The 20882-nt window shown below is 71.3% G+C and carries 19 protein-coding genes; 7 read left to right on the forward strand and 12 right to left on the reverse strand.

Translation table 11 applies throughout. The features are described from left to right. Window positions 1-116: 116 nt before the first annotated feature. The 7 genes from ACFYXV_RS06945 to ACFYXV_RS06975 all read right to left on the reverse strand — a co-directional run bounded on the left by ACFYXV_RS06945 (window position 117) and on the right by ACFYXV_RS06975 (window position 7806). Complete coding sequence (locus ACFYXV_RS06945; RefSeq protein WP_389382224.1) at window positions 117-668, reverse strand: RICIN domain-containing protein; 552 nt, start codon at window positions 666-668, stop codon at window positions 117-119. A gap of 40 nt (window positions 669-708) precedes the next feature. Beyond that, window positions 709-1122, reverse strand: a complete 414-nt coding sequence (locus ACFYXV_RS06950) for a hypothetical protein (RefSeq protein WP_389382225.1) — start codon at window positions 1120-1122, stop codon at window positions 709-711. Beyond that, window positions 1109-2395: a hypothetical protein gene (locus tag ACFYXV_RS06955; RefSeq protein WP_079196087.1), complete on the reverse strand. Its 1287-nt coding sequence runs from the start codon at window positions 2393-2395 to the stop codon at window positions 1109-1111. Before ACFYXV_RS06955 ends, ACFYXV_RS06950 begins: the two co-directional genes overlap by 14 nt. A 218-nt stretch (window positions 2396-2613) precedes the next feature. After that, the gene (locus ACFYXV_RS06960) at window positions 2614-5877 is read right to left on the reverse strand and encodes an ATP-binding protein (protein WP_389382226.1); all 3264 of its coding nucleotides are present in this window, start codon (window positions 5875-5877) and stop codon (window positions 2614-2616) included. 491 nt (window positions 5878-6368) lie between these two features. Next, complete coding sequence (locus ACFYXV_RS06965; RefSeq protein WP_073796623.1) at window positions 6369-6812, reverse strand: DUF2267 domain-containing protein; 444 nt, start codon at window positions 6810-6812, stop codon at window positions 6369-6371. 58 nt (window positions 6813-6870) lie between these two features. Then, on the reverse strand, window positions 6871-7266 hold the full coding sequence (locus ACFYXV_RS06970; RefSeq protein WP_202198236.1) for a DUF2267 domain-containing protein: 396 nt from the start codon (window positions 7264-7266) through the stop codon (window positions 6871-6873). Between the two features lie 105 nt (window positions 7267-7371). Further along, window positions 7372-7806, reverse strand: a complete 435-nt coding sequence (locus ACFYXV_RS06975) for an Hsp20/alpha crystallin family protein (protein WP_389382227.1) — start codon at window positions 7804-7806, stop codon at window positions 7372-7374. A gap of 128 nt (window positions 7807-7934) precedes the next feature. On the opposite strand from ACFYXV_RS06975, the gene ACFYXV_RS06980 reads away from it, so the two are divergent. After that, window positions 7935-8591: an HSP18 transcriptional regulator gene (locus ACFYXV_RS06980; RefSeq protein WP_381744945.1), complete on the forward strand. Its 657-nt coding sequence runs from the start codon at window positions 7935-7937 to the stop codon at window positions 8589-8591. A gap of 861 nt (window positions 8592-9452) precedes the next feature. Here ACFYXV_RS06980 and ACFYXV_RS06985 read toward each other — a convergent pair. Both ACFYXV_RS06985 and ACFYXV_RS06990 read right to left on the reverse strand, forming a co-directional pair. Beyond that, window positions 9453-10718 (reverse strand): hypothetical protein, encoded by a 1266-nt coding sequence (locus ACFYXV_RS06985; RefSeq protein WP_389382228.1) that lies wholly within the window; start codon window positions 10716-10718, stop codon window positions 9453-9455. A 214-nt stretch (window positions 10719-10932) separates the two neighbouring features. Further along, window positions 10933-11841 carry a LysR family transcriptional regulator gene (locus ACFYXV_RS06990; RefSeq protein WP_326749616.1) on the reverse strand — a complete coding sequence of 303 codons (909 nt, stop codon included), beginning with the start codon at window positions 11839-11841 and terminating at the stop codon, window positions 10933-10935. 247 nt (window positions 11842-12088) lie between these two features. On the opposite strand from ACFYXV_RS06990, the gene ACFYXV_RS06995 reads away from it, so the two are divergent. From ACFYXV_RS06995 to aspA, 5 genes are all read left to right on the forward strand, one after another. After that, window positions 12089-12880 (forward strand): gamma-glutamyl-gamma-aminobutyrate hydrolase family protein, encoded by a 792-nt coding sequence (locus ACFYXV_RS06995; protein WP_389382229.1) that lies wholly within the window; start codon window positions 12089-12091, stop codon window positions 12878-12880. 31 nt (window positions 12881-12911) lie between these two features. Continuing rightward, window positions 12912-13643, forward strand: a complete 732-nt coding sequence (locus ACFYXV_RS07000) for a FadR/GntR family transcriptional regulator (protein ID WP_073796630.1) — start codon at window positions 12912-12914, stop codon at window positions 13641-13643. Continuing rightward, complete coding sequence (locus ACFYXV_RS07005; protein ID WP_073796631.1) at window positions 13640-15079, forward strand: amino acid permease; 1440 nt, start codon at window positions 13640-13642, stop codon at window positions 15077-15079. The genes ACFYXV_RS07000 and ACFYXV_RS07005 overlap by 4 nt, the downstream gene beginning before the upstream one ends. A gap of 83 nt (window positions 15080-15162) precedes the next feature. Further along, complete coding sequence (locus ACFYXV_RS07010) at window positions 15163-16185, forward strand: asparaginase (protein WP_385957198.1); 1023 nt, start codon at window positions 15163-15165, stop codon at window positions 16183-16185. 71 nt (window positions 16186-16256) lie between these two features. Beyond that, window positions 16257-17666 (forward strand): aspartate ammonia-lyase, encoded by a 1410-nt coding sequence (aspA, locus tag ACFYXV_RS07015; protein WP_073772927.1) that lies wholly within the window; start codon window positions 16257-16259, stop codon window positions 17664-17666. A gap of 410 nt (window positions 17667-18076) precedes the next feature. Here the strand turns inward: aspA and ACFYXV_RS07020 are convergent, their stop codons facing one another. The 3 genes from ACFYXV_RS07020 to ACFYXV_RS07030 form a co-directional block, all read right to left on the reverse strand. Beyond that, window positions 18077-18553: a cupin domain-containing protein gene (locus ACFYXV_RS07020; RefSeq protein ID WP_266782098.1), complete on the reverse strand. Its 477-nt coding sequence runs from the start codon at window positions 18551-18553 to the stop codon at window positions 18077-18079. 462 nt (window positions 18554-19015) lie between these two features. Continuing rightward, window positions 19016-19375 (reverse strand): nuclear transport factor 2 family protein, encoded by a 360-nt coding sequence (locus ACFYXV_RS07025; RefSeq protein ID WP_389382230.1) that lies wholly within the window; start codon window positions 19373-19375, stop codon window positions 19016-19018. A 25-nt stretch (window positions 19376-19400) separates the two neighbouring features. Beyond that, complete coding sequence (locus tag ACFYXV_RS07030; protein ID WP_389382231.1) at window positions 19401-20186, reverse strand: SDR family oxidoreductase; 786 nt, start codon at window positions 20184-20186, stop codon at window positions 19401-19403. A 100-nt stretch (window positions 20187-20286) separates the two neighbouring features. On the opposite strand from ACFYXV_RS07030, the gene ACFYXV_RS07035 reads away from it, so the two are divergent. After that, the gene (locus ACFYXV_RS07035; protein ID WP_252310438.1) at window positions 20287-20802 is read left to right on the forward strand and encodes a helix-turn-helix domain-containing protein; all 516 of its coding nucleotides are present in this window, start codon (window positions 20287-20289) and stop codon (window positions 20800-20802) included. Window positions 20803-20882 lie beyond the last annotated feature (80 nt).

Below are 20882 nucleotides of genomic sequence, written 5' to 3' on the forward strand. Positions count from 1 at the left end.
GCCGCCCGCGTGGTCCCGGTGATGAGCCGGGGCTCCTCGGCACTGTGCCTGAGGGCTGCCGTCCGTTCCTGACCCGCAGGCCCTGCTTCGGCAGACCGAAATCGCAGTGGGCACGGCTACAGCTTGAGGTTCCACACCCATTGCTGGTTTGCGGCGCCGTGGCAGGACCAGACCTGGAGCGGCGCTCCGTCATCGGTCCGCCGGTCGGCGACGTCGAGGCAGAGGGCCGGGCCCTGGTTCAGCCGTTCCGCCGCGATCGGGTCCGGGTTTCGGTCGGTACGGCTCCAGCGTTCGTTCGGGTTCCCGTTGCAGTCCCACTGGTTGACGCTGGATCCGTTGACCCGCGACAGGAATCCGATCTGTAGGCATTTGCCGCTGTGGACGTTCCTGATGAAGTAGCGGCCCGGGAAGGTGCGGTCCAGGGACATCCTCCATTGCTGGTTCGGCCGGCCGGAGCAGTCCCAGAGCCGGACGGGCGCCCCGTTGTCGGTGCGGTCGTCCGCGACCTCCAGGCACTTGCCGGAGGTGTGGAGCGGGCGGATTTCGAATGCGTAGTCGTGGTTCGGTACGGGATTGGCCCGGGCGGGCGCCGTCGCGATGAGGACGGCGGCGAAGGCTGCGGCGAATACGGCCGGCATTCGGTGGGAGGGCAGGGAACGGGACTGCATGGATGCTCCGGGATGGACGGATCGACGTTTGGGGGCGTTCTCAGTGTTCGGTGGGGATGGAGGTGATGAGGAGGTTTTCGTATTCGGCCGGGGGCCAGAGGCGCTCGTCGTAGTCCGGGGCCCGCATCCAGGAGATGCCGAACATGCGCAGGCTGTTCCAGGTCCCGGCGAGTTCGATCTCCATGTCGGCGTCGCCGCGGTGGTAGAAGTCGTAGCAGTCCTGTAGCTCCGCCCAGGTCTGGTCGATGGCCCGGTGCAGGGTGTCGGCCATCCGATGTTCCTCGGTGCTGGGCGAGTGGGCTTCGAGGAGGTAGACGGTGCGCCGGAGCAGGAAGTCGTGGAGGGCGTCCATGTGCTCGCGGGTGATGCTGCGTGCCGGGATCCGAGGAGCCCTCCAGCGGCGGCGGACCCTGGGCCGTCGCGGGACCGGGGTGGGGGTGTCAGCGTGCGGCATGGGCCGTGCTCCAGCGCCGCAGCCCGATGGCCGAGAGTTCGACGAGTTCGCCGCGGGCCAGGTCGTGGTGGGTGGGCCGGAAACCGGCGAGCGTGCCGAGGCGGGAGCCGCTGGTCGGGTCCCAGATCTCCAGGCCGGCCTGCGAGGAGGAGAACAGCAGGCCGTCCGCGGCGAAGAAGCGGCCGTCCGGTCCGCCGAACGTCGCGACTTCCTTGACGGTGCTCTCGCCGGACTCACGGCCGAGGAGGAAGACCCGGGCACCCGGGGCCATTTCCTGCCCGTCGTCGCCCAGACCTCCGAGGACGAGGTGCTCCTCGTCGAGCCAGACGACCGGACGGTTCCAGTGGTCTTCGCACCTCGGCAGCTCCCACCGGTCGGTGCCCTCGGTCCAAGCGCCTTCGCCGTCGGTGAGCCACCGCTCCAGGGTCCAGGCGAAGGGCCGGCCGACGGGCTGCCACCACCAGGCGTCCGACGCGACCCTGGTGCCCGCGGGGCTGACGTGCAGCGCCCCGTGGAAGTAGCCCGCCCAGGCCGTGTGGGGTTCCACCATCGGTATCCGGGTCACCTGGGCGCCCGTCGCCGCGTCCGCGGCCTCGACGACCCTCCACTTCCTCCGGTACAGGACCACGGTGCGTCCGCCGTGCTCGGTGAACGCCAGGGAGAACGGCACGGTGTGGCTGTAATACCCGTCGTTCTCCAGGGAGAGGGTGACGGCTCCGGTGGACAGGTCGACGACCTCTCCCGTGCGGCCGTGGTCGACGACGACGGCGGCGAAGGCACCGTCGCGGGAGGCGTGCAGCCGCAGGGCCTGTTCACGCCCGACCCAGGGCCTGGCGTCGGCCGGCACGGTGACCGTGCTGCGGGCGGCATCGGTGCAGGTGCCGGAGTCCGTGTCCCAGCGCAGGATTCGCCCGTCGTCGCACAGGAGCAGGAAACCGTGCTCCGTCGGCGCGATGTCCGACACCGGGCCGGCCTCGGCGGGCAACTGCGTGGTCTGCACCATGCCCGGAACCGGCCGGGACGCGTCGATGGTCTGCGGGAGACCAACCACGCCGGTGGGGCAGCCCTCGGTCGCGTCGAAGCAGTCTTCGCACACCGCCGCGGCCACCGCCGTGGCGGCCTCGTTGCGGCAGATTCCACAGATGCGCTGCCGCTCCACGCCCCGACCGGTGTAGTGGACGTAGTAGTCGAGCGGGACCGCGGTGGCGGACCGGATGTGCTCGCACAGGGGCAGGCCGTAGGCAGGCGCATCGTGACCACAGATGAGGGCCATGGTGGAACTCTCCTTGAGACGGGGATACGGAGCGGCGCGGGAGCGTGCCGGGCGTTCGGCCGCCGGCGATGCCGCCGGGAACGGTCCACAAGGGGTACCCGGCACAGCCGACTCCGTGTTGATCACCATGCTGGCACTCGGGCATTGGCATCGGCTGGGCATCCGCTTGGCATCAGCCCCGGCCGCCCTGCCCCGGGATTGCCAAGCGCCTGGTCCGGTCAGACTGCGTGAGCCCGCGCCAGGGACCTGATGCCTTCCGCGGCAGCCGCTTCGCCGTACTCCGACCCCCACATCGCGGCCACTTCGCCGCCTTCCCGGAAGGCCGATCGCGCGGCGGCCACGTCACCGAGCAGAGCATGCAGCTCGCCCAGCGCGAGGGCCAGGGGGCGGGTGCAGAAGGCGGTGGTGGCGGCCGAACCGAGCTGGTTCCGCACGGCATGCAGCAGGGGGACGAGCGCGGCTGCCGCCTCGGTGTCGCCGAGCAGACAAGCCAGTCGGGCGCGGGCTCCGAGGCGTACCCCGTAGAAGTGGTCCTTCACGGGATCCGGATCGAAGCGGACCGCGCGCGCCTCCTCGAACCTGCCCTGGAGAGCGAGGACCAGCGCCAGCGCCTCTCCGCCGCGCGTGCCCCAGGCGGCGGCCACCGTACGGGCCAGCGGTTCGATCTCCGCGACCCGGCCCTGGCTCAGCCGGATCGTGATCAAGCCCCGGGCATGGAGGTCGGCGGCGCGCGGGGCGTTGTGCCGGATCAGCCGTTCCCGGACCTGCCCGTACAGGTCCTCCGCCTGCGCGAAGTGGCCCCGGGCGTGGGCGAGCATGGCCAGCGTGGAGAGGCTGGCCGCCTCGGCCTCCGGCATGCGGTACCGGCGTGCGACGGCCAGGCCCAGGCGGGCGTGGCGCTCGACGGCTTCCGCATCGTTGCCGATGGCAGAGATCATCGCGTCCACCTGCTCGCACACCCACCGGTGGGCGGGCAGGTCGTGCCTCTTGGTCAGTGCCCGCAACTCGGCTACCACGGGGATGCACCGAGCGGCCTGCGTTTCGTGCGGCAGCAGCTTCGTCATCGTGGTGAGGGCGGCCGCGAGCAGGTTCGGGTCCCCTGCGCCGCGGGCGAGACCGAGCTGCTGCTCGGCCGCTTCCCGGGCCCTTCCGTCGGTGTCCTCGGGCAGTTCGTCCACCCGCGCCTGCAGCAGCCGGGCGAGGTCCGCGGGTTCCAGGCCCGGCCTGACGGTCAGCCGGTCCAGAGTGTCGACCACGTGCAGGTCCACGCCCTGGTGGCTCCGGGTCAGCCACGGCGTGGGTTCGGTCCACGCCGTGAACGCGGCGACGGCGAGGTCCTCACGACCGGCCCGTTCGGCGACCTCGAGGGCACGGTGACGGGTGACGATGGCCGCGTCACCGGACCCGGCCCGGACGTGGGCACGCAGCAGGGCGCCGAGCAGGCCGACCGCGCGCTCGGCCCGTTCGTCGGCGCCGGCCGGTATCAGTTCGGCGGCCTCCAGGGCCTGCTGGAGCAGGTCGACGCTCACGTCGTGGGCGTAGCGGTGCTCGGCGAGTTCGGCGGCACGCAGCGCGAATGCCACCGCCTGCCGTGCCTTCGCCGGGTCCCCCGACCGGGTGAAGTGGACGGCGAGGGCGGGCAGGTCGTCTGGTCTCAGACTGGCGAGGGTGTCGGCCAGTCGTCCGTGCAACAGGCCGCGGCGCAGTCCGGTGAGATCGCCGTAGACGGTGTCGCGCAGCAGCGGGTGTGTGAACGAGACGTGGCCGGGGGCCCGTTCGGTCAGCAGTCCGTCCGCGATGCAGAGCTCCAGTGTGCCGACGACCGCGGCCGGTGACAGTCCGGAGGCTTCGCGCAGCACCGCGACATGGGTTTCGCTGCCTGCGACTGCGGCCAGCCGTACGACATCGGCGGCTTCCTGGGGCAGTCGGGCGAGCCGCTGGCGTACGACGTCGCGGATGCCGTCGGGCACGCGGGCGACTGCCTGCGCCGCGTCGTCGCCGCCCGCGGTCAGCAGCCGGGCGCTCTCACCGACGAAGAAGGGGTTCCCGCCTGTGCGTTCCGCCAGGACGGCTACCACCTCGGCGTCCACCTCCCGGCCGCAGAGCGAGCGCACGAGCGTACGGACTTCGGTGACGTCGAGTCCGGTCAGTACGACGCGGAAGGGATCACGGCGGGCGAGTGCGGCCATCGTCGGTGCGAGACGACTGTCGGCATGCCCCTGCCGGTAGGCGGCCACGACCAGCAACGGGACACCCTGGACGCCGGCGGCCCGGCCCAGCAGGGCCAGCGTCTCCTCGTCGGCCTCGTGGACATCGTCGATGATCACGGCGAGCGGGCAGCTCGCCGCTGCCGAAGCCAGCCATCGGGCGAACGCGGTGTGCAGCCGGAACCGGCCGGCCGTAGCGTCGCCGTGCGGCGGGACCGTGGCGCCCAGAGGGTCGATCAGCGTGGACAACGGCCCCACGTGCTCCGGCGGAAGGAGGCGCGCCAGTTCACCCAGTGCCTCCGTCCAGGCCCACGCCGCCGGGACGCCCGCGTCGTCCGGACACCGGCCCGCCACCACCGTCCAGCCCCGCGCCCGCAGTGAATCGGCGAAACGGGCCAGGAGGGCGGTCTTCCCCGCACCGCCTTCGCCCGCGACCAGCGCGACCGCTCCGCCCCCAAGGCCCGCCCCGGCTGCCTGTTCCAGCACCTCCAGTTCGCGGTGCCGCCCGACGAAGGGCGCGGGCGAAGCGGGCGCCGCTCCGCTGCCGACAGCGGCGGGTACGCCTGGCGCACCGGTGACCCCAACTACGGGTACGGCTCTCGGGGATGGCCGTTCGACCACCGCGATGGACGTGCTCGGGGTGGCCGGGGCCGGAACCGCGGCCGACAGGACATCCAGGTCGCTGCGGAGGATCGCCCTCTCCAACTCGACCAGCCGGGCTCCCAGGTCCAGCCCGAGTTCCTCGGCGCACACGGCGGCCGCGCGCCGCAGCGCCGCGAGCGCGTCGCCCTGACGCCCGGTCGCCCACAGACTCAGAGCCAGCAGGCGCCATCCCTCCTCGCGCAGGGGATGACGGCGTACGTGCGCCTCCGCGGTCGGCACCACCTCGTGCGGGCGACCCGCCCCGAGGCTGCTCGCCATCGCCAGCTCATGTGCCATGAGCAGCAGTTCGTCGAGCCGCGCGATCTCCCCGTCCGCCCACGAGCCGGGCCCCCACTCCCCGTAGGCGTCTCCCCGCCACAGGCCGAGCGCCTCGTCCAACAGCGGACCGGCCTCGGCGCAGGACACCGCCCTGGCGCGGCGCACCGCCGATTCGAAGCGCCACGCGTCCACGGCGTCGTCGTCAAGCCGCAGCGCGTACCCCTCCGGACTGCTGACAAGGATCCGGGACGGGGTACGGGCGGGCCGGTCCGGCTCCAGGATGCCGCGAAGGTTGGAGACGTAGGAGTGCAGAGAGGTGGTGGGCTTGGCAGGTGTCCGCTGCGTCCAGAGCACGTCGACGAGCCGGTCGACCGGGACATTTCGACCCCGGGCCGAAAGGAGGATTCCCAGGACGGTCCGCGCATGTCGGCGCCCGACCGTCACCGGCCGCCCGCCGACCCGGACATCGAGCGGCCCGAGAACTCCCACCTCCATCATGATCGGCCAAATGTACCAACGGCCGCGCCTCGGATCGCGTCTGCACCCAACACGCCGACGTATGCCAGGAAGGGAACAGCCGGACGCAATCAGTGGCAGGACCGTACGGTCCGGGTGGTGGCTCCATGACAGGTCACGAGGGCGGCTGCGGAAGCCGTCGTACGGTGCTCGCGAATGAGGACGTGGTGGGAGGCGGGCGGGCTGATGAAGGCCCGGACCCGTCTCGCGCTCGCCCGGCCTGAACCCGAGCCGGGCGCCGCCCCGCAACGCCGGAGTTCACCTTGCGGCACCTGCGGCCTTGAGAGCCGGCCCGGGGTGCCGGCCTGGGCTTTCCTGCAACCACCGCATCACACTGCGGGCTGTGGCTGGCGAAGTTCGGCCTGGCCGAAGAGGAGTGCGTAGCCGGTGGGGAGTTGGTGGAGGACGCGGGTGAGGAGGTCGGGGCCGGTGAGGCGGGTGACGACGGCGAGTACGGCGCCGGTGTCCCAGCGGGCAACGGCCGGGCTGGTGCCGGCGCGGGCGGCCATGTCCTTGATGAAGCTCCAGCCGGTGAGCCGTTCGGTGGCGGGGATCTGGGCGGTCAGGGCCAGGGCGGCTTCGACGGGCAGGGCCTGGGCGAGGTCGAGGCGTTCGTCTCCGACGAGCTGGCGGCCGAGGGCGGCCAGGACGGTGCGGACGGCTTCTTCTGCGCGTTCGCGGGTGGGGTAGGCGCCTTCGTAGCGCACGCGTTCCAGCATCTGGTCGAACGTCATGGCGGGGTGGGCCTGGTGCGGTCGAGGCTGGTCGTACATGGTGCTGCGGTTGCCCTTCTCGTCGCTGGTTCGGTGTCCGGCCGGTGGTGTCGGCCGGTCAGGTGGGCTGGGGGTGGCCGAAGAGGAGGTCGTAGCCGGGCGGGAGCTGGAGCAGGACGTCCCGGATGAGGATGTCTCCGGCTGCGGCGGCCACGGTGGAGAGGACTGCGCCGATGTCCCACAGGGCCGTCGTCTCGGTGGCGCCTTCGATCCAGGCTGCGGTCGCGCGGACGAAGCGTTCGGGGGAGAGCGGCTCCGCGGCCTGCAGGGGGTTGAGGAGGATCAGGGCGTAGGTCTCGGGGAGCCGGGCGGCGAGCTCGGCCCGCACGGTGCCGACCAGGTGGGCGCCCAGCAGGGCGAGGACGACGCGGGCTGCGCGTTCGGCTTCTTCCCGGGTCCGGTACTCGCCGCGTTCCTGGACGTGGTCCAGGAACGCTTCCCGGCGCATCGACATCTCACGTCACCTCCATGGGAGGGGTGAAAGGGGCCAAGGGGTGCGGAGGACGGGGTGCCGGAGGGGGATCGGGTTCCCCGTCCTCCGCCGCAGGTACCGGCCGGATCAGCCGGAGATCTGCTTGCGGCCCGCCTCGCCGCCGATGGCGATCTTCCGAGGCTTGGCGCGCTCGGCGATCGGGATCCGCAGGGTCAGGACACCCGCGTCGTAGTCGGCCTCGATGCGCTCGGTGTCGAGCGTGTCGGCCAGCATGATCTGACGGGAGAAGACACCGAGAGGGCGCTCGGAGAGCTCCATCTGCACGCCGTCGGCCTTCTCCGCGGGCCGGCGTTCGGCCTTCACGGTCAGCATGTTCCGCTCGACGTCGATGTCGATCGCCTCGGTGCTCACACCGGGCAGGTCGAAGGCGATCACGTACACGTCGCCCTGGCGGTAGGCGTCCATCGGCATCACGGACGGCTTCGACCACGTGCCCGACGTACCCGAAAGCTGCTGGACGATCCGGTCCATCTCGCGGAACGGGTCGGTGCGCATCAACATCGCGAAACACCTCCAGTTGGTTCAGGCAGGAACTGCCAATGCGCTTCAACGTGCTTCCGTTGTAACATGTCATCGAAACGATGACAAGCAAGCAGTCATCTGGAGGATGACAGACCACGGAGACCGCCATGACCGAGGCCGCAGAGCCGACTGCACCCGTCACCTTCCTGGCCGCCGCCGCGGCACTGGAGACCATCAACCAGGCCGTCAAGGACGCGCAGCAAGCCTCCACAAGCACGTCGGCAGCGGCACCGGCCGCGGGCCCGCACCCGGCCCTGGCCGCGCTGCTGATGCTCCGCGAGGTCCGCGAGCAGCTCGTCGGCTGGGAAACCGGCCTGATCGAGAACGCCCGCGGCCAAGGCGCCAGCTGGGCCGACCTCGCCGGCCCCCTCGGAGTCGCCAGCCGTCAGGCCGCAGAACGCCGCTACCTCCGGATGCGCCCCGGCAAAGCCGGAAGCACCGGCGAGGAACGCGTCCAGGCCACCCGCGACACCCGGGCCGCCGACCGCAGCGTGGACACCTGGGCCCGCGACAACGCCGCCGACCTGCGCCGCCTCGCCGGCCAGATCACCGCCCTGGCCGGCCTGCCCGCCGGCGCCGAAGGCGCCATCGACGACCTGAACCAGGCCCTCGCCCACAACGACACCGCCCGCCTCGTGCGCCCCCTGGCCGACACCCGGCCCCACCTGCGGCCCGAGGACGCCGAGCTCGCCGAACGCATCGACGCCCTCACCCGCCACACCGACCAGCTTCGCCGGGACACCCACGACCAGCGCAGCACGTGATCCGCAATCGATACGGCACGGCCCCGGCCCGGACGGGAGTCACCGCCCGCTCTCCGGGCGCCTGCTCTGCCCTTGCGCGGCGGTCGCGACGGCCACAGGCTCCTGGTGGGCGCCCTGGCCGAGTGGACCCGCTGTCGGATCGGGGAGGTGGACGGGCATGCGGCACCCGCGGAGGCCCGAGCCGCGCGACGGGGGCAAGGAGCGCAGCACGGTGGTCTTGGACGTGCGGGGCATGGTCCGGGCCACTCAGCAGAACACCGTCGCTGCCGTGCCGGGCCGCCGGCCGAGGGTGCTGGACGTCGAGGTGAACGCGGTCGCGCAGTCGGCCACGGTCGTCTTCGACCCCCGCCGGACAGCGGCAGGGTGGCGACGTCGCCACCCTGCCCCAACAAGGGTCCCGGCATGGTCACGGCCCGGGCAGCCACAGCAGCCTCAGGCGGCACGGGCCCGGGAGGCAGCTGCCCGCAGGCCTCGGCCGTCGGGGCCCTGGCGGGCGTGGGACGAGCTGGAGGCGGGAAGCCGGCGCTGGCGGACGTTCCACGAGGCCATCCGGACCGCGCCGGGCATGTGCGCCAGGCCCTGAGGGGCGGGCAGCATCCGTTCGCCGTCGCACTCGGGTGCGTGGCCTACGGTGTGCTGGAACTCGGCGTCCCCTCCCCGCCCGACGACCGCTTGGACCAAAACCCGGACCAGCTCACACCCAAGAGCCTTGCGCAGCGCCGTTTTCCCAGGTCAGCGTGAGTGCGACTGCTGTACCACCAGGCGACCAAAAGGGCCTGGTCCTGCTGGCGGCCGTCGGCTTCGACCTCTACAACAAGCGCAAGGCCGGAGCCTGACGCTCTGGCAGTGGCCGCGCGTGCTTCACGGTCCGGGGGTCATGGTGGTCTGTTCGTCGGTGAGGCGGGCCCTCCAGTCACTGACGTATGCATCGGGTATGGAGGCCAGGCGGGCGATCTCCGCGTCCCCGCGTCCGTCGGACCAGGCCAGGATCCGCGTCACGGTGCGGTTACGTGCGGCTCGAAAGTCCTTGAGCATGATTTCGAGGCGTTCGACTTCCTCGCCCTCGTGGACAAGTTGCCGGTCGACGGCGGAGCGTTCCGCGCCGCGCAGCTGCCGGAGATGGGCGGTCAGGCCCGTCAGGGCCAGCCCGTGTTCGTGCGCGGCGTTCTGAAACGTTTCGGCCAGGGACACCAGCACGCAGTCGGGGACGTCGGCGAGGGTGGCTCCGAGGGGCTTGGCCGCCTCCCAGGTGTCCCGCCCGGCCCCCGTCGTCTCCAGCCAGACGCGGGCGTCTGTCGGAGTACGGTCGCCGCAGGCCCGTGCCCGGTGGGCGTACAGGGCGGCGCGATGGCCGTAGAAGGTGAAGCCGTCCTCTATCTGCCGGTCGGCGTCGCGGCAGATCCGGCCCGGTACGCCGCCGTAGCCGTTCTGGGGGCTGTAGTCGGCGTAGGTGTCGAGTTCCGCGTCCGTGGCCAGGTCCCAGGAGGGATCGCACAGCCCGGGGTTGGCGGCCAGGAAGGCCCCGACCTCGACGCGCCAGGCCGGGACCGGTGTGGTACGCGGTCTGGGCCAGAGGAGTTCCCCGGAGGGGTCGAAGGCGGGCGTCGCGGCCTGTTCGATGTCGTCCCATGCGGTGGCCGCCTCGGCCGACCACTCGAGCTCGCCGTCGGGCCCGATCCGGTGGATCGAGTCCACGAGCCGCTGCACGGCGGGCAGGACGCGCACCGCGAGCGCGTGCAGTTCCTCGGCGTCGAAGAAGCGCCATGTACAGCCGCGCTGTTCGTCGTGGCTCAGGTGGCCGAGCAGCTGCACCATGATGCCGGGGGCGGGGACGTTCCCGTCTCCGAGTGCCCTGCGGGGGATGCCGGGGAGCCGGCTGCCAGGGGACTCCTGCGGGGCTCGCCAGTCGGTGTCGCCGAACCAGACGGCGCCGTCGCGAGCGTCCACCGCCAGCCACTGTTGGTAGCCGACTCCCGGGCCGTAACGCTGGTCCTGCTGTTCGGCGTTCTCGTCGTGCCATACGTACTCGGCCGGGGGCGGGTCCAGCTCTGCGGCCATGAAGCCGTCCTCGGGGCGGTAGCCGGTGAGGACGTGCGCCGTTCCCGGCATGCTGTCGGCTGCGGTCATGAGGGGTTTCCTCTCGCTGGAACGTCAACCGCGGCAAACGTAGTGCGCCTGTCACACAATAGTTTAACTTTCAGCCACAGTGTCCGGTAGTCGGACACGATGGGAAGTACGGCGTGCCGGTGAGGTCTACGCGCGTGCGACGGCCGCCAAGTTGGCCGCTTTTCGCGTTCCCCCACGATCCGTTCACCCGCTTGTCCCCGGGACACCGTGCGCCTTACGCGAGCGCGGCCAACGCCTGGGCGGCGAGCATCTCCTCCAGGTCCAGGACGACGCGCGGGGCGTGCCGGGTGTCGATGCGGACGGCGTAGATGAAGCGCGTCAGCTGCGGCTCGGCCAAGGGGCGGGCCACCACCTGGGTGTGGGTGCGGGGCAGGGCGAGTCGCGGCATGACGGCCACGCACAGGCCCGCGGCCACGAACCCCAGCACGGTGTTGAAGTCGTCCCCCTCGTATTGCAGGCGGGCCTGGAAGCCGGGCGTGTTGGCCATCTGCGAGAGCAGTTCCAGGCGCAGCGCGGCCTCCGGAGCGGCGATCCACGTCTCGGAGGCGAGGCTGGCCAGGTCGATGACCTCCCGGTCGGCCAGGGGGTGGCGCGCCGGGACGACGGCCACCACCGGATCCCGTGCGACCAGCGTCCGGCGCAGCATCCGCGGCGGCGGGACGGGGATGAAGTCGTAGTCGTAGCTGAGCGCCAGGTCCATGTCCCCCCGCTTGAGCCGGTTGTAGCCGGCTTCGGGCTCCAGCTGGCTGAGGCTGACCTGCACGTGGGGGTAGGCCGCGTGGAGTCGGGCCAGCGCCTGCGGAACGATGCCGGTGGCGGCCGAGGCGAAGGCGCCGAGCCGGATCCGTCCGGCCGTCCCGGCGCGCATGGCGCCGAGTTCGACCGACGCCGCCGCCAGCGTGCTGCGGACGCCCTGCTCCGCGCCGAGGAGGACTTCGCCGGCCGGTGTGACGCGAACGGGTCGCCGCTCCAGCACCCTGAGGCCGGCGCGGCGTTCGAGTTCGGCGATCTGCTGGGAGACGGCGGGCGCGCTGTAGCCGAGTTCGCGTGCGGCGGCGCTGAAGGAGCCGTGCCGCACGACGGCTTCGAGGGTGGCGAGCAGGCGGGGGTCGAGTCCGTGCACGGAGTTAAGGCTCACTTATCTGTCGCGAAGATGTGTTTTCTTGTGATTGGAGATGAACGCCAGCAGGATTCTTGCTCGCGGCAAGAAAACGCAAGCCTGCGCTCCTGGACCGCGAACACCCCTCCCCCGCCGTCACGGTGGCCTCCGCCCGTACCACCTCGCCACCCGCCGCCGCCTGCCGTGGCGGCTGCGGGCGGTTCGGCTGCGGCTGTCGACGGCCACCCCTCATGCCCCGAAAGGAAGTGGTATGCCCCAGCCACCGCTCATCGGACTCACCACCTACCTCGCCCACGCGCAGTGGGGTGAGTGGGACCTGCCTGCCGCAGTGCTGCCCGCGGCCTACGCGGACTGCGTCCGGGCGGTCGGCGGCCGCGCCGTACTGCTGCCACCAGACGCGCCGGAAGCCGCGGCCGACGTGGTCGAACGTCTGGACGCGATCCTCCTGGCGGGAGGCGAGGATCTGGATCCCGCCCTGTACGGGGCCGTGCCCCATCCGCGTACCGGGCCGCCGGTGCGCGAGCGCGACGCATGGGAGCGGGCCGTCCTGGCTGCCGGCCTCGCCCGCGACATACCCGTGCTCGGGGTGTGCCGGGGGATGCAGCTGATGAACGTACACGAGGGCGGCACCCTGATCCAGCACCTGCCCGACCGGGTGGGCCACGACGGCCACAACCCCTATCGGGGCCACTTCTGCTCCCACGCCGTGACCACCGTACCCGGGACACGGGTCGGCGCCCTGTTGCCGGGGACGCACCACGTTGCCACGCACCATCATCAGGCGGTGGACCGCCTCGGCGCGGGACTGGTCGTCGCCGCCCGTGCGGCGGACGGCACCGTCGAGGCGATCGAGAGCACCCGGCACCGCTTCGCCGTGGGCGTCCAGTGGCACCCGGAGATGGGCGACGGCGCGCCGGTCATGCGGGCCCTGGTGGCTGCCGCGGGCTCCGCCGGAGGTACCGGTCCTGCACGGACGGCCGGACGGAACACGCGCACGGTGCGAAACGCGCCGGGCCGGACTTTCCCGGCACAGGTGCCTTGACACCCCGGGGCGGACCCCCCAGGATCACACCGTGAACCTGTCAGACAGCCAGACAGGTGGCCCCCTTCCGCGGCGCGTCAGTGCCATGGAAGCGGTCTTCGGCCACCTGCGCAGCGCCATCGAGCGCGGTGAGTACGCCGTGGGCGACAAGCTCCCCTCGGAAGCCGAGTTGTGCCGCACCCTGGAGGTCAGCCGACCCGTGCTGCGGGAGGCCCTCCGGGCCCTGCAGGCCATGGGGTTGACCGTGTCCAAGAGCGGCAAGGGCACGTTCGTCCTGGCGAACACGGTCGATGAGCCCACCTTCGGCGACTACGCCGCCAGCGACCTGCTGGAAGTGCGCCGGCACGTCGAGATCCCGGTCGCCGGGTACGCAGCGCTGCGCCGCACCCCCGAGGACCTGGACCACCTGGGCCATCTGCTGGACCGGATGGAGCAGGAGACCGACACCACCGCGTGGGTGGCGATGGACACCGTGTTCCACCTGGCCGTGGCCGAGGCCTCCCGCAACCCCGTCTTCCGCCGCGTCATCGAGGAGATCCGCGACGCACTGGCGCGTCAGTCGACCTTCCTCAACGAACTGGGCGGCCGGCGCGAGCAGTCCAACTGCGAGCACCGGGCGATCCTGGAGGCGCTGGCCGACGGCAGCGAGCACGACGCGGTGGAGGCCATGTCCCACCACCTGCTCCGGGTCGAGACGACCCTTACCGACATCGTGCGCTCCCAGCGCACGACCGCCCCTACAGAAGGCAGACCCGAGGCGTGAGCGAGCAGTTCCTCAAAGACGAGAAGCGCCCCACGACCCGTCACGTCGACGCCGGTGACACCGGCTACAGCAAGTCCTTGAAACCCCGCCACGTCAACATGATCGCCATCGGCGGCGCGATCGGTACCGGGCTCTTCCTCGGCGCGGGCGGACGCCTCGCCGAGGCCGGGCCCTCCCTGTTCATCGCCTACGCCGTCTGCGGGATCTTCGCGTTCCTCGTCGTGCGCGCGCTCGGCGAGCTGGTCCTGTACCGGCCGTCCTCCGGCGCCTTCGTCTCCTACGCCCGTGAGTTCATGGGGGAGAAGGGCGCGTACACCGCGGGCTGGATGTACTTCCTCAACTGGGCGACCACCGGCATCGCCGACATCACCGCCGTCGCCACATACACCCACTACTGGCACCTGTTCTCCGATGTCCCCCAGTGGGTGATCGCCCTCATAGCCCTGGCCGTGGTCCTCACCGTGAACCTCATCTCGGTGCGGATCTTCGGCGAACTGGAGTTCTGGTTCGCCATCGTCAAGGTCGGCGCCCTGGTCGTCTTCATGGGGATCGCGATCTTCCTCCTGGCGACCCGGCACCCCGTCGACGGCGCCGTCCCCGGCCCTGCCCTGATCACCGGCAACGGCGGGATATTCCCCAACGGCCTGCTCCCCATGCTGCTGATCATCCAGGGCGTCGTCTTCGCCTACGCCTCCGTCGAACTGGTCGGCGTCACGGCCGGCGAGACCGAGAAGCCCGAGGAGATCATGCCGAAGGCGATCAACTCGATCATGTGGCGCGTGGGCCTCTTCTACGTCGGCTCGGTCGTCCTGCTGTCGATGCTGATGCCCTGGAGCAGCTACAGCGCGGGCCAGAGCCCGTTCGTGACCGTGCTCTCCCACATCGGCGTCCCGGCGGCCGCCGACGTGATGAACCTGGTCGTCCTCACCGCGGCCATGTCCTCGCTCAACTCCGGCCTCTACTCCACCGGCCGCATCCTGCGCTCGATGGCCGTCAACGGCTCCGCCCCGCAGTTCACCGCACGGCTCAGCCGCACCCAGGTCCCCTACGGCGGCATCCTCCTCACCAGCGGCATGTGCGTCCTGGGCGTCGGGCTCAACTTCGTGGTCCCCGCCGACGCGTTCGAGATCGTCCTCAACCTCGCCGCGATCGGCATCCTCGCCACCTGGGGCATGATCATGGTCTGCCACCTCCTCTTCTGGCGGAAGACCCGCGACGGTGAACTCACCCGCCCCTCCTACCGCCTGCCCGGCTCCCCCTGGACCGAACTCGTGACGCTGGCCTTCCTCGCCTCCGTCCTGGTCCTCATGTACGCCGACGGAGGCGCGGGGCGCACCACCGTGCTGTGCGTACCGCTGATCGCCGCGGCGCTGGTCGCCGGCTGGTACGCGGTCCGCGGCCGCGTGGCGCGCGCCGCCGCCCGGAGCGACGGCTGAGCCGGACGCCCGCCCGTCCGCCTGCGCCCGGGGGTGCCGGTCGCCACCCGGTCAGCAGCGACCCACCACAGAACGAGGCAGTGATGCGCAGCAGTTTCCCCGCGGACGCGCCCGCGATCCGCGAGCCCCGGCACGCCCCCGTCGCCCACGTCATGCGGGGCGGCATGATCGAGGGGGTCCACTACGGTTCCGTCGCCGTCCTCGACGGCGAGGGCGAGGTCCGGACCAGCATCGGAGACATCGAGGCCGCCTGCTATCCACGCTCGGCACTCAAGCCGGTCCAGGCCGTCGCCATGGTGCGGGCCGGCCTGCCGCTCGACGGAGCCCTGCTCGCCCTCGCGATGGGCAGTCACTCCGGCGAGGAGCACCACCTCTCGGGTGTCCGGTTGGTCCTGGAGCTGGCCGGTCTCACCGAGGCCGACCTGCGCAACGTCCCCGACCTGCCCTACGGCCCGGCCGTCCGCGACGCCTGGCTGCGCGAGGGCCGCGGGCCGTCCCGGCTCGCCCAGAACTGTTCCGGCAAGCACGCGGCGATGCTGTACTTGTGCAAGCTGTCCGGGTGGCCCCTGGAGAGCTACCTCGACGCGAACCACCCGCTCCAGAGGGCGATCGCCGAGGTCGTCGAGGAGCTCACCGGCCAGCACATCGCGAACGTCACCGTTGACGGCTGCGGATCCCCGCTGTTCGCGGTGTCCCTGCACGGCCTGGCCCGCGCCGCCGCCCGCATCGCCACCGCCGCCCCGGACACCGCCGAGCACCGTGTGGCGAACGCACTGCGCCTCCACCCGGAGATGGCCTCCGGTACCGGGCGGGACACCGCCGCACTGATGCGCGCGGTGCCCGGACTGCTGGCCAAGGACGGCTTCGAGGGCGTCCAGGTGGCCGCGCTGCCCGACGGCCGGGCCGTCGCCGTGAAGGTCGCCGACGGGGCCGACCGCGCGCGTACGGCAGTGACGGCCGCCGCCCTCGCACGTGCGGGAGTCGAGCCCCGGCTGCTCGCCGGGTTCACGGGCGAGCCCGTCACCGGTGGCGGCCGGACCGTCGGCGGCATCCGGCCGGTAGCGGCCCTGAACCCGCCCGGCGCCCCCGTCACCGCAACCGCCTGACACCCGCCTGCCCCTCTCCCCACCTTCGATCCGCTCACCTCAGGAAGAGGATCCGTACACCCGTGACCGCCTTGACCGCCTCCAGCCGCACCGAACACGACCTGCTCGGAGACCGCGACGTCCCCGCCGACGCCTACTGGGGCGTCCACACCCTGCGCGCCACCGAGAACTTCCCCATCACCGGCACGCCCATCTCCACCTACCCGCACCTGATCGACGCCCTCGCCGCCGTCAAAGAGGCCGCGGCCCTCGCCAACGGGGAACTCGGCCTGCTGGAGCCCACGAAGGCGGCCGTCATCGTCGCCGCCTGCCAGGAGATCCGCGGCGGCGAGCTCCACGACCAGTTCGTCGTCGACGTGATCCAGGGCGGCGCCGGCACCTCGACCAACATGAACGCCAACGAGGTCATCGCCAACCGCGCGCTGGAGCTGCTGGGCCACTCCAGGGGCGAGTACGGACACCTGCACCCCAACGAGGACGTCAACCTCGGCCAGTCCACCAACGACGTCTACCCGACCGCCGTGCGGATCGCGACCGTCTTCGCGGTGCGCGGTCTCCTCGACGCCATGGCCGTCCTGCAGAACGCCTTCGCCCGCAAGGCCGCCGAGTTCCACGATGTCCTGAAGATGGGCCGCACCCAGCTCCAGGACGCCGTGCCGATGACGCTCGGACAGGAGTTCTCCGCCTTCGCCGTCATGCTGGACGAGGACCGCAGCCGACTCGCGGAGGCCCTCGGACTGATCCACGAGATCAACCTCGGCGCCACCGCCATCGGCACCGGTCTCAACGCCCCGGCCGGATACGCCGAGGCCGCCCGCCGCCACCTCGCCGACATCACCGGCCTGCCCCTGGTCACCGCTCCCGACCTGGTCGAAGCCACCCAGGACTGCGGTGCCTTCGTCCAGATGTCCGGCGTCCTCAAGCGCGTCGCCGTCAAGCTGTCCAAGACCTGCAACGACCTGCGCCTGCTGTCCTCCGGGCCCCGCGCCGGACTCGGCGAGATCAACCTGCCCCCGGTCCAGGCCGGTTCCAGCATCATGCCCGGCAAGGTCAACCCCGTGATCCCCGAGGTCGTCAACCAGGTCGCCTTCGAGGTCATCGGCAACGACATCACCATCACCATGGCCGCCGAAGCCGGACAGCTCCAGCTCAACGCCTTCGAGCCGGTCATCCTGCACTCGCTGTCCAAGTCCGTCACTCACCTGCGCGCGGCCTGCCTCACCCTCGCGGAACGCTGCGTGAGCGGCATCACCGCCAACACCGAGATGCTGCGCGCCACCGTCGAGAACTCCATCGGCCTGGTGACCGCCCTGAACCCGCACATCGGATACACCGCCGCCACCGACATCGCCAAGGAGGCCCTGGCCACCGGCCGGGGCGTGGCCGAGCTGGTCCTGGAACGGGGGCTGCTGCCGGCCGAGCGGCTCACCTCCCTGCTGCGCCCCGAGGTGCTCGCGGGAACCGGCCCGGCCCGTCCCTGACCGGGACCGGACTGGGACCGGACTGGGTCCGCCCGGTCGGAGCGCGGGGTGCAGCGGGTGGACGTGGTCGTGCGGGGCGGATACGGCCCGAGGTGGCGACGCCCACGATCGCCGCCGAGCACCTCCCGGGCCGCGCCGACGTCGGCCAGCGCCTTGAGGCCGCGATGGCGCCTCGCGTGCCACCCGCCGGCGATCGGCGGCTCCCTCTGGGTGAGGGGGACCGGGCTTGCGGTGTCGTCGCGGGAGGACTGCGCGGCAACCGGCGCCACGCGCGGTGCATACCGCGAGGACCGACCGGACCCGGTCAGCGGATCGTGTGCCGGAAGCCGATCCGGGTCCGGCATCCGCTCCATAGCGGAGCCCAGGTCAGCGACCTGGTGCTCGTCTGTTCTCCTGGGTCCCCACTGTGGTCAGGCGTGCTTGTCCGCGGGGTGGTGGGTGGGCTGGACCGACCAGGTCGGGGGTTCGTCGTTGCCCGACCCTTCGTCGCTTTCCGCGTCGGCGAAGGTTGCGTGGATCTTGCCCGGGGCGTGGTGGACCGGGGCGTAGACGGCGTAGAGCTGCATGGGCTCGTCCCCGGTGTTGGTGACGTTGTGCCACGTGCCGGCGGGTACGAAGACCGCCCAGCCGTCCTCGACCTCCTGATCGAAGTCGAGGCGGTCCTTCGCGCTGCCCATCTGAACGCGGCCGCGACCCGCGTCGAGCCGGAGGAACTGGTCGGTCTCCGGGTGCGCCTCCAGGCCGATGTCCTCGCCCACCGGGATCGACATGAGGGTCAGTTGGAGGTACTTCCCGGACCAGGCGACCGAGCGGTAGCTGGTGTTCTCCAGCGTCGCCTGCTCGAGGTCGAAACTCTGAGGTTCGGGCCCGATGTCCTTGATGGTCATGCTTCTCTCCCGGTCGACGGAGGTGGTACGCGTTCCGGCACAGGTTTTGCGCCGGGCCAACCCTTCCAGACTGACCGGGATGTTTTGGCCCGACGCCAGTGCCACTCGAGCCGGGCTGTCACGGGCCCCGGGCACACGCGGCAGCTCGGCGTCGAAGTGGAGCGGGAGCCTGTCGACGTTGATGACTTTGATGTCAGAGCCAAGTGAGACCGTCTGCCCGGGAGCTCGCCGAGATCACGTCGGACACCGAGGCGACGATCGAGTATCTCCAGGCGGCTGACCTCCACGAGCTAACCGCCCGTCGTGAACGGGCTCCAGACCAGTCATGAGGTCTACGGCTACGTCCAGTCCGGCGGGCAGCACCGCGGGCTGGCCCGGCGGTCGGGCGGATACTGGGCACGGCTGGGAGGGCGCCCCTGGGTGAGCGGGGCTTGTCGCGCAGGCGGCAACAGGTGAGCGGACTCAGGGCTCGATGACAAGGCGTTCGATGAGGTTGCCACGGAGTGCGAACTGGTAGCGCAGATCGATGGTGCCGCCGGGGAAGTTGCCTTCGAGGTGGTGGGTGGCGATGTAGTGGGTCGCGTCGGTCTGCTGAGCGTTCGCGAGGTGGATGGTGTAGGTGAATTCGGTGGCGGATCGGCCGAGCCACCCCTCGATCGCCTTGGTGCCCTCGTAGGTGTTGCCGTCGTCGATCACCGTGGCTTCGCGGGTGAACGCCGCGATTGCGGTTGCGGTGTCGTGGGCGCGGTGCGCTGTGAGGTAGCGGGTGATCACCTCGGGCAGGGTGTCCGGGGTGATGGTTCGGGGCTGGCTGTCGTGCATGACGTTCCTCGGTGTGGTGGCGGGTTCAGACGGTGGGGGTGGTGCCGCCGTCGATGACGTGTTCGGCGCCGACGATGGCCGAGGAGCGGTCGGAGACGAGGAAGGCGACGAGCTCGGCGACCTCCTCGGGCCGGTTGGGGCGGCCGAGAGGGATGCCGCCCAGGGAGTCCATGAGCCGGCCCAGCGCGGCTTCCTGGGTGATGTCTGCCTCCTGTGCGATCCGGGCGATGAGGTTGTCGGCGGCGGAGGTCTGCACGAAGCCGGGCGAGACGGTGTTGACGCGGACGCCGTGCGGGGCGACCTCGTTCGCCAGGCCCTTGCTGTAGGTGGTCAGGGCGGCCTTGGCTGCGGCGTAGGCCAGAGTTCCGTTCCACAGCGGCATGCGGCGCTGGATCGAGGTGACGTGCACGACTGCGCCCTTGCCCGTGGCGATCATGTGCGGCAGGAGCGCGCGGTCCAGACGAACGGCGGCCAGCAGGTTCGTGTTCAGCTCCCTCGCCCAGTCGTCCTCTCCGAGCGCCGCGAACCCGCCGGCCGGTGCCTCGGACCCGCCGAGGGTGTTGACCAGGATGTCGACGCCTCCCACGCGGGCCCCCACCTCGGCGGCTACGTCTGCGGCGCCCTGGGCGGTGGACAGGTCGGCGGTGATGAACGTCTTCTCCTCCACGTCGTCGGGGCGGCTGCGGGCGGTGACCAGTACGGTCGCGCCGACCTGGGCGAGACGCCGGGCAATGGCGGCTCCAGTGCCCTTGGTGCCTCCGGTGACCAGAGCGCGCCGGCCTTCGAGAGATTCGCTGATGGATGCGGTCACGCTGTGCTCCGTTCCCGGGTGCGGGGCGCAGAGGGCGCCCCATCCCTTGTTACTGCTAAAATGGAAGTCACTAACTTCGACTTTAGCAGTAACTGAGGGGATGGTCGCCTTGGCAAGCCGGATCAGGCTGGAGGACCGGGAATGCCCGCTGTCCACGACGGTGGAACACGTCGGCGAGTGGTGGACGCTGCTGATCCTCCACGACGCCTTCGACGGCTACACCCGCTTCGACCAGTTCCAGGAGAGCCTGGGCATCTCCTCCAGCATGCTCACCACCCGGCTTAAAACCCTCGTCGCGGACGGACTACTGGAGCGCCGGCCCTACCAGACCAACCCCGTGCGTCACGAGTACGTCCTCACCGAACTCGGACACTCCCTGCGACCGGTGATCGTCGCCCTGGCCGCGTGGGGAAACTCCCGCCTCACACCGGCCGAACGCAGCATGATCCTCGTCAACGCGCACAGCGGCGAGGAAGTCGAGCCCGTCGTCGTCGACGCCAAGACCGGCCGCCGGCTCGACGACAGCGACACCTACGTCTTCACCGCAGGCCCCGCAGCCAGCGACGCCATGCGCCACCGTTACGCGACGCGGCCGGCCACACCCTCGGAGGCGTAGCGATGCCGCGGCCAAGCACCGAACGTTTCCAAGAACCGCGATCAGCGCCTCGGCCGATGTGGCGTCGGCTGCGGGGACCG

Origin of the sequence: Streptomyces sp. NPDC002181 (assembly GCF_042890485.1) — a bacterium.
Taxonomy (GTDB): Bacteria; Actinomycetota; Actinomycetes; order Streptomycetales; family Streptomycetaceae; genus Streptomyces.